This window comes from Lysobacter sp. P5_C4, assembly GCF_054049695.1.
On record NZ_JBFULX010000001.1, the window covers coordinates 539,851 to 552,968 of the forward strand.

Sequence of the window (13,118 nt, forward strand, 5' to 3'; positions counted from 1 at the left end):
ATGAAGGCTTACGACATCAAGAAAGGCAACGTCGTCGAACACAACGGCGGCGTTTATCAAGTGCGCGACATCGAACGCAGTTCGCCGCAGGGCCGCGGCGGCAACGTGCGTTTCCGCTTCGTGATGTACAGCATCCCGGGCGCCACCAAGCTCGATGCGAGCTTCGACGGCGACGACGACCTGCGCGAAGTCGACATGAGCCGGCGCCAGGCGACGTATTCGTACAAGGACGGCGACGCGTTCGTGTTCCTCGACGACGAGGACTACACGCCGTACACGCTCGACGCGGACGCGATCGGCGACGCCGCCGGTTACATCGTCGAGGACCTCACGGGCATCTACGTGCAGCTGATCGACGACGCGCCGGTCGCCATCCAGTTGCCGCAGAGCGTGGCGATGGAAGTGATCGAAACCCCGCCCGAACTCAAGGGCGGCACGGCCACCAAGCGCCCGAAGCCGGCGAAGCTGACCACCGGCATCGAGATCATGGTTCCCGAATACATCGGCACCGGCGAGAAGGTGTGGGTCAACACCACCACCGGCGAATTCGGCGGTCGCGCGGACTGAGGTTCAGCGCGACAGCCACTTCTCCGCCATCCGCCGCACCGACGGATCCATCGAGGGGTCGGCCGGCAAGGACGCGATCGCACGCCATGCCAGCGCGTGCGATTCGTCGCTGACAACGAATGCTTCGTTCTCTTGGGCGCGCACGATGAATCGCACGTCGTAGTGGATGTGCGCCGGCACGCCCTTGTGTTCCGGAATTTCGTGCGCGTCGAGGTCGAAGATCTCCGCCTCCACCGACAAGCCCGTCAGGCCCGATTCCTCCTCGGCTTCGGTCAGGGCCACGCGCGCGAAATCCCGTTCGCCGTCGCTGTGGCCGCCGAGCTGCAGCCAGCGATCGAGCTTCCGATGATGCGTGAGCAACACGCGCGCACCCGCACGATCGACCAACCAGGCCGAAGCGGTGAAATGGCCGGCCAGCCGTTCGCGCAGGAACGGGTCCTGCGCGTCGTCCAGCAGGGCCGCGAACCGCGCCACGGTCGCCGCTTCGGCCGGCCAGCGCGCGGCGTAGCGGGCGAGCATTGCGCGCTGGGGGGCGAGTTCCGACCTGTTCATTCGCGGATTCCTGACGGGAGGGGGAGCATTATCCCTGCAACCAAACGTGCGGACCTTGTGCCGTGAAGGCGGCGCACTGTATGTTCCGACGGTTCGCGGTGGCCCCACCCACCCGGCCTATCTGGGACTACCGACTCGCCTTGGGGAGCTCGCAATGTTGTTCGAACGCAGGAAACCGCTGGACCTGATCCTGGAGACCGCCGCCAAGCGGTCGCTTACGCGCCAGCTCGGCGCATTCGACCTCACGATGCTCGGCATCGGCGCGGTCATCGGCACCGGCATCTTCGTGCTGACGGCGGTGGCAGCCAACAAGGCCGGCCCGGGCATGATGTATTCGTTCGTCATCGCAGGCTTCGTCTGCGCGTTGACGGCGCTGATCTACTCGGAGATCGCGGCGATGGTGCCGGTCTCCGGCTCCGCCTACACCTACTCCTACGCTGTCCTGGGCGAGCTCATCGCATGGATGGTCGGCTGGGCGCTGATCCTCGAGTACGCGGTCGCCGCAGGTGCGGTCGCCGTGGGTTGGTCGGGGTACGCCAACGGGTTCCTCAATGCGGTCGGCATGCCATTGCCCGTCGCGCTGACGGCGGGCCCGGGCGACACGATCACGCTGGCCGACGGCACCGTCGCGCGCGGCTCGTTCAACCTCATCGCCTTCCTGCTCTCGCTGCTCATCACCTGGCTGCTGGTGATCGGTACGTCGAAGTCGGCGAAGTTCACGGCCATCCTGGTGATCGTCAAGATCATCGCGCTGACCGCGTTCATCGCACTCGCCATTCCGGCGGTCAGCCACGCGAACTTCGTCCCGATGCTTCCGAACGGCTGGGGCACCCCGCTCTCGGGCGTCGGCGTGCTGGGCGCCGCGGCGTCGATCTTCTTCGCCTACGTCGGCTTCGACGCGGTCTCCACCGCCGCCGAGGAAACGAAGAACCCGAACCGCAACATCCCGATCGGCCTGATCGGTTCGCTCGCCGTCTGCACCGTGTTCTACCTGCTGGTCGCCTACGCCGCCGTCGGCGCCGTCGGCGCGCAGCCGGGTGGCCCGCTGTCGATGAGCAAGGAACCGCTGGCCTTCGTGCTGCGCCACATCGGTTGGCCGAGCGTCGGCAACTGGGTCGCCATCGCCGCCATCGTCGCGCTGCCGTCGGTCGTGCTGATGATGATCTTCGGCCAGACGCGCATCCTGTTCACCATGGCCCGCGACGGCCTGCTGCCGGAGCGCCTGTCCCGCGTGCATCCGCGCTTCCACACGCCGCACGTGGTGACCTGGATCACGGGCGTGTTCGTCTCGTTGTTCGCGGCGATGTTCCCGGTCGGCATGCTGGCCGACATCTCGAACTCCGGCACGCTCTTCGCGTTCTTCATGGTCGCCGCCGGCGTGATGGTGCTGCGCAAGACCGATCCGGGCCGCCACCGTCCGTTCCGCACGCCGTTGATCTGGATCGTCGGCCCGCTCGCGATGGCCGGCTGCGTGCTGCTGTTCTTCAGCCTCGGCTGGAACCCGACGATCAAGTACTTCTGCATCTGGGCGGTCCTCGGCCTGATCGTGTACTTCGTCTACGCGCGTGGCCGCAGCCACCTGGCACCGGGCAACGAGAAGCTGCTGCACGGTTACGCCGACCCGCTCGTGGCCGATCCGCTGGTGCACGAAGGCCCGAATCCGGGCCCGTAACCGGCGACAGGCGACACACGAAACGGCGCGGGCAACCGCGCCGTTTCCTTTTGGGGCGCGGCGTTTGCAGCGGCTGAACAAGCAGCGGGTAAACTCCCCCGCATGGACGCCCCCCTCCCCTTCGACCGCGAAGCGCTGCATCGCGCGGCCGCCGAGATCGTCGCCAACGTCACCGAACTCGCGGCGCGCGGGTGGACGCCGGCCACCAGCAGCAACTTTTCGCGCCGCATCGATGCGCAACACGCCGCGATCACGGTGTCCGGCAAGGACAAGGGCCACCTCACCGAGGACGACATCATGGTCGTCGACCTCGACGGCCAGCCGGTCGCCACCGACCGTCGCTCTTCGGCCGAAACGCTGCTGCACACGCAGCTCTACAAGCGCTTCCCGGACGTCGGCTGCATCCTGCACACGCATTCGCAGAACCAGACGATCGCCTCGCGCCTGTTCGCCGGCGCGGGCCAGGTGCGCCTGGACGGCTACGAACTGCTGAAGGCCTTCCGCGGCAACGACACGCACGAAACGGAAATCGTCGTGCCCGTGCTGCCGAATTCGCAGGACATGCATACGCTCGCCGCGCAGGTCGACGCCCTGCTCGACCGCCGCCCGATGTGTGGCTACCTCATCGACGGGCACGGGCTCTACGCATGGGGCACCGACATGGCCGAAGCGCGCCGCCACCTGGAAGCCTTCGAATTCCTGATCGGCTGCGAACTGGAACTGAGGAAACTGCAACGATGAGCCGCCTGCGCATCTTCGAAGAAGAACACCCCGACCAGCCCGTCGTCGTCGCGCGCACGCTCGAGGACATCGCGCGCGAACTGGCGCCGATCAACGTCTCCTTCGAACGCTGGGAGGCCACGCAGCCGGTGAAGGCCGGCGATCCACCCGAGGCGATCCTGGCCGCGTACAAGGCCGACATCGATCGCCTGGTGTCCGACCGCGGCTTCCGCACGGTCGATGTCGTGAGCATCGCCCCCGACAATCCGAACCGCGGCGAGATGCGCAAGAAGTTCCTCGACGAACACTTCCACAAGGAAGATGAAGTGCGCTTCTTCGTCGACGGCTCGGGGTTGTTCACGCTCCACGTCGAGGGGCGCGTCTACGAGTTGCTGTGCGAAGCGGGCGACCTCGTCGCCGTCCCCGATGGCATGACGCATTGGTTCGACATGGGGCCGGAGCCGCGCTTCGTCGCGATCCGCTTCTTCACCGAGCCCGATGGCTGGGTCGGTCATTTCACCGGCGCGGATATCGCCACGCGCTTCCCACGTTTCGAAGTAGGGCAGGCGCGCGAGTGACGCGCATCCTCACCGACATCGAAGGCACCACCAGCAGCATCTCCTTCGTGCGCGACGTGTTGTTCCCGTACGCGCGCCGCGCGCTGCCGGGCTTCGTGCGCGAACACGGCAACGAACCGGAAGTGCGCCGCTGGCTCGACCAGGTCGCGATGGAAAACGGCGGCGTGTGCAGCGACGACATGATCGTCGAGACGCTGCAGGGCTGGATCGACGAAGACCGCAAACACACTGCGCTGAAGGCGTTGCAAGGCATGGTGTGGGACGCGGGCTATCGCAACGCCGACTTCACCGCACCGCTGTATCCGGATGTCGCGCCGGCGTTGCGCGCCTGGCACGATGCGGGACATCCGCTCGCGGTGTATTCGTCGGGCTCGGTGCCGGCGCAGAAGTTGTTGTTCGCACACACCGATGCGGGCGACCTGGCGGGGATGTTCACCGCCTGGTTCGATACGGCAGTCGGGCACAAGCGCGATGCGGACAGCTATCGCCGGATCGCGGCCGACTACGGCGGGAATGCGGGCGACATCGTGTTCCTGTCGGATATCGTCGAGGAACTCGATGCCGCGCGCGATGCGGGCATGCGCACGGTGTTGCTGGATCGGCGGGAGGACTACCCGACGCCCCGCACGGGTGAAGCGACGCACGGCCACGCGCGCGTGGAATCCTTCGCGGACATCACGCCCTAGCGGTCGTCGAGGCGGTACGTGGTCGTCGTGCGCGTTTCGCCGCGCCCTATATCGAAGGCCCGCACTTCGACGCTGTGCTGCCCTGCATCGAGCTTCGTCGGCAAGGTACCGCGCCACAGATGCGTCGACGGCGTCGCCTCCGGCGAGCGATCGAACCCGCGCAGCGTTTCGGCCGCATCGTCCCGCACGTTCTCCTCGACCAGCCGCGGATCGGGCTGCGCCACGCGTTGCATCGGCATCCAGTCGCCGTCGTCCACGCGATATTCCACGCGCGTGCCGGCATGGCCCATGTACACGTTCGCGTATAAGCCCCACGCGGGCCAGGCGCCGCGACGCAGCACCTTCGGCGCGTGCAAGGCGATCTGCGTGTCCGCCGGGTCGCGCGCGGGATGCCAGGCGAGCGCGTAACTGCCGTCGGCCTGCACATCGAGCGTCGCGAATCCGTTCGGCGTGCCGTCGCTCATCGTCGTGTCGGGAATGCCCTGCGCATCGGGCGCGCCCGACCAGAACGCACCGCACGCCGCACCCACGTTGTACTCATGCAGGGGCTGCGCGCCCTGCCACCCGTCCTTCGCATCGTGGAAGAACTGTTGCTGGTTGTGCGTGTGCGCACTCAGCAACAGCACATGCGGGAACGGACGCAACAAGGCGAACAGACGTTTGCGATCGGCCGAGCGAAAGCTTTCGACCCCTTGCACCGTCGAGGTCTCGAAGAACGGGATGTGCGCGCCGAGGACCAGGAGCTTGTCGCGCGGCAGGTCGCGCAACCAGGCTTCGATCTTCGCGAACTGATCCTCGCGCAACCCGCCGACGTAACCCGGCGTCGTGCCCGGCAGCGCGACGACATCGTCGAGCACGATGACATTCGCGGACGCGAACCTCCGCAGGTACGTATCCGCGCCGAAAGCCTTGTGCCAATGGCCGAGCGCCGAGGCGTCCGATTCAGCGCCGGCATCCATGTCGTGGTTGCCGGGCGCGAAAAGGATGGGGATGCCCAGGCGCCGGGTCGCAGCCTTGATGCCGGGATACAGCGCCGGTTTGTCCTGGACGATGTCGCCGAGGATGATCGTGGCGGCGCTGCCTTTCGCAACCGGGCGCGCCGACGCGACGACGTCGCGAATGAAGTAATCGACATCGGCGTCCGACTTCGGCTGCGGATCGCCGAAGACGAGGAAGCGCTGCGGCTCCGCGGCATGCGCCGGCGCGACCAAGCCCGTTGCCAGGGCCAGCGCGCACCAGCGGTTCGCCCGCATGTCAGTCGTTCAACGCCGCGCGCGCGGCATCGAGGACGACGTTCTCCGTCACCAGCCGCACCGCCATCGCGACATCGCCATCGAGCGCACGGTCGCGCTCCATCGGTGCGATGCGCGTGCGGATCGCCGCATGGGCGGCTTCCACTGCGCGGCCCGGACGGAATTCCACCGCTTGTTCGAGTTCCTTGCGCAGCCCATCGACTTCCGCAAGGAAACGCGCGCGTTCCGCGCTGTCCTTCGGGGGCGCGCCCTGCACTTTCGCCGCGAATCCCTCGGCATCCGCACGTTCGGCGAGCGCACGCGCGGCGTTGATCATGTCGCGGCGCAAGTCCAGCGCTTGCGCGGCGGTCATCAGTTCCAGGCCCAGCACCTTGCCCAGGTCGGCAACCATCGCGAGCACGTGGCGCGCTTCGTTCGCACCCATCGACACGTGGTCTTCGGCATTCGCGCTGGTCGGGATCGAATACACCGACGCCGGCATTGCGCGGCTGGCGAGGTCGTTGACGATGGCCGCAGCGGTGTATTGCACGATCATCAGGCCCGATTCGGTGCCGTCCTCGTTGCCGATGAGGAAAGCCGGCAGGCCATCGTTGGTCGCGGGGTCGAGCAACTTGTTGAGGCGGCGCTCGCTGATCGAGGCGAGCACCGGGATCGCCGCCTTCACGTAGCTCATCGCCAGCGCGAGGGGCATGCCGTGGAAGTGGCCGGCGGAGATCACCTGCTCCTCCACGTGTTCGGCCTGCGCGTCGGGGAACACGAGCGGGTTGTCGGTGACCGCATTGAGTTCGACGTCGAACACGCGCCTGGCCTGCTCCACTGCATCGCGAACCGCGCCGTGCACCTGCGGCACGCAGCGCAGCGAATAGCTGTCCTGCGGCTGGTGCTTCTTGCCGCCACGGAACGGGCGGAAGCGCGTGTAGAACTTCTCGCGGCCGTGGCGCGCCGTGAACGGCACCCACTGCCAGCCGATGTCGAAGGGCTGCGCGTGCGAGGCCGCGTCGTCCCACGCGTCCGGCGTCCAACTGCAGAACTTCGGCACGAGGTGGTACGGGATGTTGGCGAGCGTCGAACCTTCGAGCAACTGCCGCAAATGCGCAGCGGCATGCACCTGCCCCGGATGCGGGCGCAACGCATGCACCTGTTCGGCGAACGCGCCCAGGCGACCGGCGAACGCGTCGATCGTCATCGCCGCCGCGATGTCGGCCGTGTCAAGCAATTCCTCCAGGCGTTGCAACGCGAGCGAACCGCACGCAAGCATCTGCGCCGTCCCGTTGTTGAGCGCGAGCCCTTCCTTGTACGACAGCGACACCGGGTGCAGGCCCTTGCGCTTCAACGCTTCGCCGCCGGAGACACGCTCACCGTCGACGAACGCTTCGCCCCCGCCGAGCAGCACGATGGCCAGGTGCGAGAGCGGCGCAAGATCGCCCGACGCACCGACCGAACCCAGCTGCGGCACCACGGGCACGACACCCGCGTTGAGCATCGCTGCCAGCGCCTGCAGCGTGTCCACGCGAATGCCCGAATGCCCGCGCAGCAGCGTATTGATGCGGATGCACAGCATCGCGCGCACCACTTCGCGCGGGAAGGGATCGCCGACGCACACCGCGTGCGTGACGATGAGGTTGTTCTGCAATTCGTGGTGCAACGAGCGGCTGACGTCGGCCTCGCGCAAGGGATGACCGCCGAGCAACTTGTCGGCATTGCTGCCGAACCCCGTCGATACACCGTAGATCGGTTCTTCACGCGCCACTTGTTCGGCGAGGAATTCCGCCGCGCGCGCGACGGCTTTCAACGCAACCGCGTCGAGCTCCACGATCGCGCCATGCGCGACTTCCACCAGCATGCGTTGCGTCAGCGAACGGCCATCGAGGCGAACGGGTCTCATTGCACGGTCTCCTGGAGCTTCGCCGGCAAGTCCGCCTCGGCGAGTTCGAATTGGTCGCCGCTGCGCATGTCCTTCACGGCGACGACGCCGCGCACGATCTCGTCTTCGCCGGCAATGGCGACAAAGCGGATACCGGCGCGATCGGCGTATTGCAACTGCCTGGCCAGCTTGCGTGGTTCGAGTTGCGTTTCCACGTTGAGCCCCGCCGCACGCAGGCGCTGCGAGAGCGCGAGCGCATCGGGCAACAGCGCATCGTCCATCAGCGCGACGAGCACGTCGACCGAACTTGCGGCCGTCGACACCAGCCCCGCCTTCTGCAACTGGTAGAACAGGCGCGTCAGGCCGATCGAGATACCGACGCCGGGCAACTTCGACTTCGTGTAATGGCTCGCGAGATTGTCGTAACGGCCGCCCGAACAGATCGAACCGATCTGCGGATGCGCGTCGAGGAAGGTTTCGTAGACGATGCCGGTGTAGTAATCCAGGCCGCGCGCGATCGAGAGGTTCAGGGCGTAGCGGTGTTCGGGAACGCCGAGCGCCTGCAGTTGCGCGAGGATCGCGCGCAGTTCCGCACGTCCTTCTTCGAACAACGCCGTGCCCTGCGGAAAGGCATCCAGCTTCGCCAGCGCATCGGTGTGTCCGTTCGAACGCACCTGCGAGAACGCCATCAGCGCGTCGACCACGTCCTGCGCCAACGCGTGCCCTTCGCCCAGCAAGGTCGTGCGCACGGCATCGGGCCCACGCTTGTCGAGCTTGTCGAGTTCACGCAACACGGCCGACTGCTGCTCGCCATCGCCGATGCCCAGGCCTTCGAAGTAGCCACGCAGCAACTTGCGATGGTTGAAATGGATCGTGAAATCGCCGATCGCCAGGTGTTCGAACACCGAGGCGATGACCGCCGGGATCTCGGCGTCGAAGCGCGGCGACAGCGAATCCTTGCCGATCACGTCGATGTCGCACTGGTAGAACTCGCGATAACGCCCGCTCTGGGCACGCTCGCCGCGATAGACCCGCTGCATCTGGTAGCGGCGGAAGGGGAAGGCGAGGTCGTGTTCATGTTCGGCCACGTAGCGCGCGAGCGGGACCGTCAGGTCGAAGCGCAGCGCCAGCTCCGGCCGGCCCTCGCGCCCGGCGTTTTCGAGCGCGCCGGTGGATTGGACGAAGTACACCTGGCGCTCGGTGTCGCCGCCGGACTTGGTCAGCAGCACGTCGGACAGCTCCATCACCGGGGTTTCCACCGGCAGGAAGCCGAACTGCTCGAACGTCCGGCGGATCGTGTCCAGCATGCGCTGGAAGGCGATCTGGTCGCGCGGCAGCAATTCCATGACGCCCGACGGCGTGCGGGGCTTGATCGGCGTGCTCAAAACAGGCTCCAGGAGTCGAAGGGCGCCGGCGCCGGGCAATCCGCCGCGGTCGGCCGCAAGCGACATAGTCTAGCGGCTGGGCGCCGCGCCCCTGCCCCGCCCACATCCGCAGCATCCGAGGCTTGCCTCGGCCTCGGGCCTCCCGCTAGAATTCGCGGCTCGGCTGTCGGGGTGTAGCTCAGTCTGGTAGAGCGCTACGTTCGGGACGTAGAGGTCGCAGGTTCGAATCCTGTCTCCCCGACCAATTTCTCGCCGAAAGTAAAAAAGGCCCGCAGTGCGGGCCTTTTTTTGTGCCCGGATCAAACCCGCGGCGGATCGGTCTCCCGCTCCCAGTGCCTGCGGCCCGCGGCCTCGATGTAGGCCCGCACCGCGCTTCGCGCATCGGCGCCGACGATGACGCCTCCATCCGGCGAGCCATCCGGCAGCGCGCGCGGAATTCCCGCCGACGCCAGCAACGATTCGCCATCGCCGAACACCAGCAGCGTCTTGCAGTGCCGGAACTGTTCCTTGAGGTAGTCGAGCGTGCGCGCATCCATGCGCAGCTCGCCCATGCGGTCCACGCCGTCCGGCACGATCATGCCGTCGAACAGGACCCCCGGCTCGTTCTCCAGCGAGACGTCGGCATCGAGCATCTCGCCCGCGTCGGTGGTGCACGGGCCGATGCGCACGCCCATCAGCCGGGGAACCGCGCCGGCGTCGAGTAACGCGCGCTGCACCGTCTCGACCGTCTTGCCGTTCACGCCATCGGCGACGAGGATCGCGCACTTGCGCGTGCGCACGCCGGCCTCGCCCGGACGGAACAACATCGACAACGCGGGCGATGCCTTCACTTCCGGCTTCGGCACGCGGGCGATGGCGCGCGGCAATGCTTCGGGCAGTTCCATGCCGAGTCCATTCGCCACCTGGCCGGCGAGATCCACCGACACGTTCACCAATCCCGCGAGCATGCGCGCGCGCACGGCGGGCACCGTCACCTTGCTCAACTCGAAGCGGAACGCGCCGGCGATGTGCGCCTGCTCTTCCGGCGTCTGGCTGTTGAAGAACAGCGTCGCCTGGTTGTAGTGCTCGGCGAATTTTTCAGGGTGACCGCGCAGCTCGTCCTGCTTCACCGGCTCGGGGAATGAAACGAAACCCGCGGGCCCGGCCTGGAACGGGCAACCGCCGGCAAGACTGTTGGGTTCGTACGAAACCCGACCGCGATTGATCGCCTGCCGATGGAAACCGTCGCGCTGGTTGTTGTGCACGGGCGCGATCGGCGCGTTGATCGGGATCTCGTGGAAATTCGGACCGCCCAGGCGCGTGAGCTGCGTATCCACGTACGAGTGGATGCGACCTGCGAGCAAGGGATCATTCGTGAAGTCGATGCCCGGCACAACGTGCGCCGTGCAGAACGCGACCTGTTCGGTCTCGGCGAAGAAGTTGTCGGGATTGCGGTTGAGCACCATGCGCCCGATCGGCTGCACGGGCACCAACTCTTCCGGAATGAGCTTGGTCGAGTCGAGGATGTCGAAGGAATAACGCGCCGCGTCCTCTTCGGTGAAGACCTGCACGCCCAATTCCCATTCCGGGTATTCGCCCGCTTCGATGGCTTCCCACAAATCGCGGCGGTGATAGTCGGGATCGGCTCCGGAAATCTTGACGGCTTCCTCCCAGGCAAGCGCGTGCGTGCCGAGTTTCGGCGTCCAGTGGAACTTGACGAGGCGGGCTTCGCCGTCCGCGTTGACGAACCGGAAGGTATGCACGCCGAAGCCCTGCATCATGCGGTACGAGCGCGGGATCGCGCGGTCGGACATCAACCACATGAGCATGTGCGTGCTTTCGGGCATCAGCGACACGAAGTCCCAGAACGTGTCGTGCGCCGACGCGGCCTGCGGCATCTGGTGGTGCGGCTCGGGCTTCACTGCGTGGACCAGATCGGGGAACTTGATCGCATCCTGGATGAAGAACACCGGGATGTTGTTGCCCACCAGGTCCCAGTTGCCTTCGTCGGTATAGAACTTCACCGCGAAGCCGCGCACATCGCGCGCGGTGTCCTTCGAACCGCGCTCGCCCTGCACGGTGGAGAAACGCGCGAAGACCGGCGTGAGCTTGCCCTCTTCGCGGAACGGCGCCGCGCGCGTGATGTCGGTCAACGATGCGTAGCTCTCGAAGAAGCCGTGCGCGCCGCTGCCGCGCGCATGCACGATGCGTTCGGGAATGCGTTCGTGGTCGAAGTGGGTGATCTTTTCGCGGAGGATGAAATCCTTCAGCAACGCCGGCCCGCGCAGCCCGGCCTTCAGGGAATGCTGGTTGTCGGAAATGGGCACGCCCTGGTTGGTCGTCAGGCGGCGCGCGGTGGCATCGGTGCGCACGGGATCGAGCGGGCCCACGTCGACGGGTTCGCCGCTTCTTGCGCGCGTGCCGAGCTTGTCGGAAGTGTTGACCTCGGTCAGCGTACTGGCACCCACGTCGGGGCTCGGTGCTTCGACGCCTTCGCCTTCCTGCGGCGCATGGGCGTTGTCGTAGCCGTACTCCAACGGTTTGTTGGCGTTGAACGGCATCGCTTCCACCGTCGCGTCGACATCCGCCGCTCGCTCGGCGATGCGATCGCCGGTGCCCTTGGGAACGCCGCGGGCACCGCCGCTGTCGGTGTTGCGTGCGGCGGCGCGGCCGCCGGTTCGTGAAGCGGGCGTGGAAGACGGCGGCTTGCGACGTGCCATGGAGTCATCTCGATGCGTGGATCAAGCACGTTACGAAGCGCGTCGTGACGCGGACATGCACGCGCTGTCCACTCACCACACCCGACAGTGGCATCACCCGATGCAAGAGAACACAGCCATGGCACGCGACATCCTCAAGACGCTGCAAACCGAACACGACCTCCTGCGCGATCTGTTTGATCAGATGAATGCGACCACCGATCGCGCCAAGAAGTCCCGCGTGCAGTTGCTGGAAAAGATCGAAGCCAACCTGATCCCGCACGCGAAGTGGGAAGAGGAAGTGTTTTATCCGGCTTTCAAGGAACGTTCGGACCGCGACGGGCAGAAGACCTTCGCCGAGGCGATGGCCGAGCACCGCGCGGTGGAAACCTCCGTGATCCCCGACGTCCACGCCTCCATGCCCGATACGCCCGAGTTCGCGGGGCGCGTCAAGGTCTTCGGCGAGTTGATCGATCATCACGCGACCGAAGAAGAGACCACCATGTTCAAGATGGCGCGGAAGCTGTTCACCGCGGCCGAGCGCGCGGAACTCGACGTGCAGTACGAAGAGTGGAAGTCCTCAGTGGGCGCTGCCGGTGCGATGGTGATGGAAAAGACGAAGGCAGGCGCCAGGGCCGTCGTCAAGGTCGTCAGCGATCGTCGCCACTGAGAGTTTGCGGACGCCGAGCGAGTCGCCTGACCGATTTCTGAATCGGTTATCCACACCCACGTCCAACATGCGCCGCATACACATGCGCTGCGCGAACCTCCGGCGCAGTCACTGCAAGCGAGATCTTCCATGCTCCCGAAAGGATTCCAATGGCAGCGGCAGTCTTCGTCCTGGGGCACCGCGTCCTGGCTTGTCGCGAACGGACAACCTGTCGGCATCGTGAGCACGCTCGACCACATCTGCTATCTCTCGCACCCCAGCAATGCCGGCTTCGGGTGGACGACGGAACGCGCGGCGTCGCCTGAAGATGCCATGGCGGCGCTCGAGCGTTGGGCGATGGCGAACGCACGCCGTCCGTGGATGCCAGCGCGCGCGCATGCCTGGGGCGCGCAGGTTTAGAGCGAAGGCGCCGTCACCAGCGCGGTCTTCGCCGATGGGTTCGATGCGTGCGTGGCATGCACCAGACCGTCGATTGAGGAGCGCCAACGTTGCG

12 protein-coding genes and 1 tRNA gene are annotated in these 13,118 nt (G+C 66.4%); 8 read left to right on the forward strand and 5 right to left on the reverse strand.

From position 1 onward, the window contains the following. Positions 1-567: an elongation factor P-like protein YeiP gene (gene yeiP / locus ACXJJ8_RS02505; RefSeq protein WP_499026704.1), complete on the forward strand. Its 567-nt coding sequence runs from the start codon at positions 1-3 to the stop codon at positions 565-567. 3 nt (positions 568-570) lie between these two features. Here yeiP and ACXJJ8_RS02510 read toward each other — a convergent pair whose 3' ends face one another. Beyond that, complete coding sequence (locus ACXJJ8_RS02510) at positions 571-1,119, reverse strand: NUDIX hydrolase (protein ID WP_499026705.1); 549 nt, start codon at positions 1,117-1,119, stop codon at positions 571-573. Positions 1,120-1,273: 154 nt separating this feature from the next. On the opposite strand from ACXJJ8_RS02510, the gene ACXJJ8_RS02515 reads away from it, so the two are divergent. The 4 genes from ACXJJ8_RS02515 (at position 1,274) to mtnC (ending at position 4,775) form a co-directional block, all read left to right on the forward strand. Then, entirely contained in the window at positions 1,274-2,791 is a 1,518-nt protein-coding gene (locus ACXJJ8_RS02515) for an amino acid permease (RefSeq protein WP_499026706.1), read from the forward strand. A gap of 102 nt (positions 2,792-2,893) precedes the next feature. Beyond that, positions 2,894-3,532, forward strand: coding sequence for a methylthioribulose 1-phosphate dehydratase (locus ACXJJ8_RS02520; RefSeq protein WP_499026707.1), 639 nt, complete (start codon positions 2,894-2,896; stop codon positions 3,530-3,532). After that, complete coding sequence (locus ACXJJ8_RS02525; RefSeq protein ID WP_499026709.1) at positions 3,529-4,089, forward strand: 1,2-dihydroxy-3-keto-5-methylthiopentene dioxygenase; 561 nt, start codon at positions 3,529-3,531, stop codon at positions 4,087-4,089. The genes ACXJJ8_RS02520 and ACXJJ8_RS02525 overlap by 4 nt, the downstream gene beginning before the upstream one ends. Beyond that, on the forward strand, positions 4,086-4,775 hold the full coding sequence (gene mtnC, locus ACXJJ8_RS02530; protein ID WP_499026710.1) for an acireductone synthase: 690 nt from the start codon (positions 4,086-4,088) through the stop codon (positions 4,773-4,775). Before ACXJJ8_RS02525 ends, mtnC begins: the two co-directional genes overlap by 4 nt. Here the strand turns inward: mtnC and ACXJJ8_RS02535 are convergent. From ACXJJ8_RS02535 to hisS, 3 genes are read right to left on the reverse strand one after another with little or no spacing between them, the layout of a single operon-like run. Further along, complete coding sequence (locus tag ACXJJ8_RS02535) at positions 4,772-6,028, reverse strand: calcineurin-like phosphoesterase C-terminal domain-containing protein (RefSeq protein WP_499026713.1); 1,257 nt, start codon at positions 6,026-6,028, stop codon at positions 4,772-4,774. The genes mtnC and ACXJJ8_RS02535 overlap by 4 nt on opposite strands. A 1-nt stretch (position 6,029) precedes the next feature. Beyond that, positions 6,030-7,913 (reverse strand): HAL/PAL/TAL family ammonia-lyase, encoded by a 1,884-nt coding sequence (locus ACXJJ8_RS02540; RefSeq protein ID WP_499026715.1) that lies wholly within the window; start codon positions 7,911-7,913, stop codon positions 6,030-6,032. Then, positions 7,910-9,277 (reverse strand): histidine--tRNA ligase, encoded by a 1,368-nt coding sequence (hisS, locus tag ACXJJ8_RS02545; protein ID WP_499026717.1) that lies wholly within the window; start codon positions 9,275-9,277, stop codon positions 7,910-7,912. The genes ACXJJ8_RS02540 and hisS overlap by 4 nt, the downstream gene beginning before the upstream one ends. 167 nt (positions 9,278-9,444) lie before the next feature. On the opposite strand from hisS, the gene ACXJJ8_RS02550 reads away from it, so the two are divergent. Beyond that, a tRNA-Pro gene (locus ACXJJ8_RS02550) sits at positions 9,445-9,521 on the forward strand. A gap of 55 nt (positions 9,522-9,576) precedes the next feature. Here ACXJJ8_RS02550 and ACXJJ8_RS02555 read toward each other — a convergent pair. Then, positions 9,577-11,976 carry a catalase gene (locus ACXJJ8_RS02555; protein ID WP_499026719.1) on the reverse strand — a complete coding sequence of 800 codons (2,400 nt, stop codon included), beginning with the start codon at positions 11,974-11,976 and terminating at the stop codon, positions 9,577-9,579. A gap of 118 nt (positions 11,977-12,094) precedes the next feature. Between ACXJJ8_RS02555 and ACXJJ8_RS02560 the strand changes: the two genes are divergently transcribed. Both ACXJJ8_RS02560 and ACXJJ8_RS02565 read left to right on the forward strand, forming a co-directional pair. Next, positions 12,095-12,625, forward strand: coding sequence for a hemerythrin domain-containing protein (locus ACXJJ8_RS02560; protein WP_499026720.1), 531 nt, complete (start codon positions 12,095-12,097; stop codon positions 12,623-12,625). 129 nt (positions 12,626-12,754) lie between these two features. Beyond that, positions 12,755-13,024 (forward strand): hypothetical protein, encoded by a 270-nt coding sequence (locus ACXJJ8_RS02565; RefSeq protein WP_499026721.1) that lies wholly within the window; start codon positions 12,755-12,757, stop codon positions 13,022-13,024. Positions 13,025-13,118: the final 94 nt, after the last annotated feature.

Bases quoted from the DNA above. Each gene is read 5' to 3' on its own strand.
- yeiP (WP_499026704.1), top strand. From the start codon at position 1: ATGAAGGCTTACGACATCAAGAAAGGCAACGTCGTCGAACACAACGGC.
- ACXJJ8_RS02510 (WP_499026705.1), bottom strand. From the start codon at position 1,119: ATGAACAGGTCGGAACTCGCCCCCCAGCGCGCAATGCTCGCCCGCTAC.
- ACXJJ8_RS02515 (WP_499026706.1), top strand. From the start codon at position 1,274: ATGTTGTTCGAACGCAGGAAACCGCTGGACCTGATCCTGGAGACCGCC.
- ACXJJ8_RS02520 (WP_499026707.1), top strand. From the start codon at position 2,894: ATGGACGCCCCCCTCCCCTTCGACCGCGAAGCGCTGCATCGCGCGGCC.
- ACXJJ8_RS02525 (WP_499026709.1), top strand. From the start codon at position 3,529: ATGAGCCGCCTGCGCATCTTCGAAGAAGAACACCCCGACCAGCCCGTC.
- ACXJJ8_RS02535 (WP_499026713.1), bottom strand. From the start codon at position 6,028: ATGCGGGCGAACCGCTGGTGCGCGCTGGCCCTGGCAACGGGCTTGGTC.
- ACXJJ8_RS02540 (WP_499026715.1), bottom strand. From the start codon at position 7,913: ATGAGACCCGTTCGCCTCGATGGCCGTTCGCTGACGCAACGCATGCTG.
- ACXJJ8_RS02555 (WP_499026719.1), bottom strand. From the start codon at position 11,976: ATGGCACGTCGCAAGCCGCCGTCTTCCACGCCCGCTTCACGAACCGGC.
- ACXJJ8_RS02560 (WP_499026720.1), top strand. From the start codon at position 12,095: ATGGCACGCGACATCCTCAAGACGCTGCAAACCGAACACGACCTCCTG.
- ACXJJ8_RS02565 (WP_499026721.1), top strand. From the start codon at position 12,755: ATGCTCCCGAAAGGATTCCAATGGCAGCGGCAGTCTTCGTCCTGGGGC.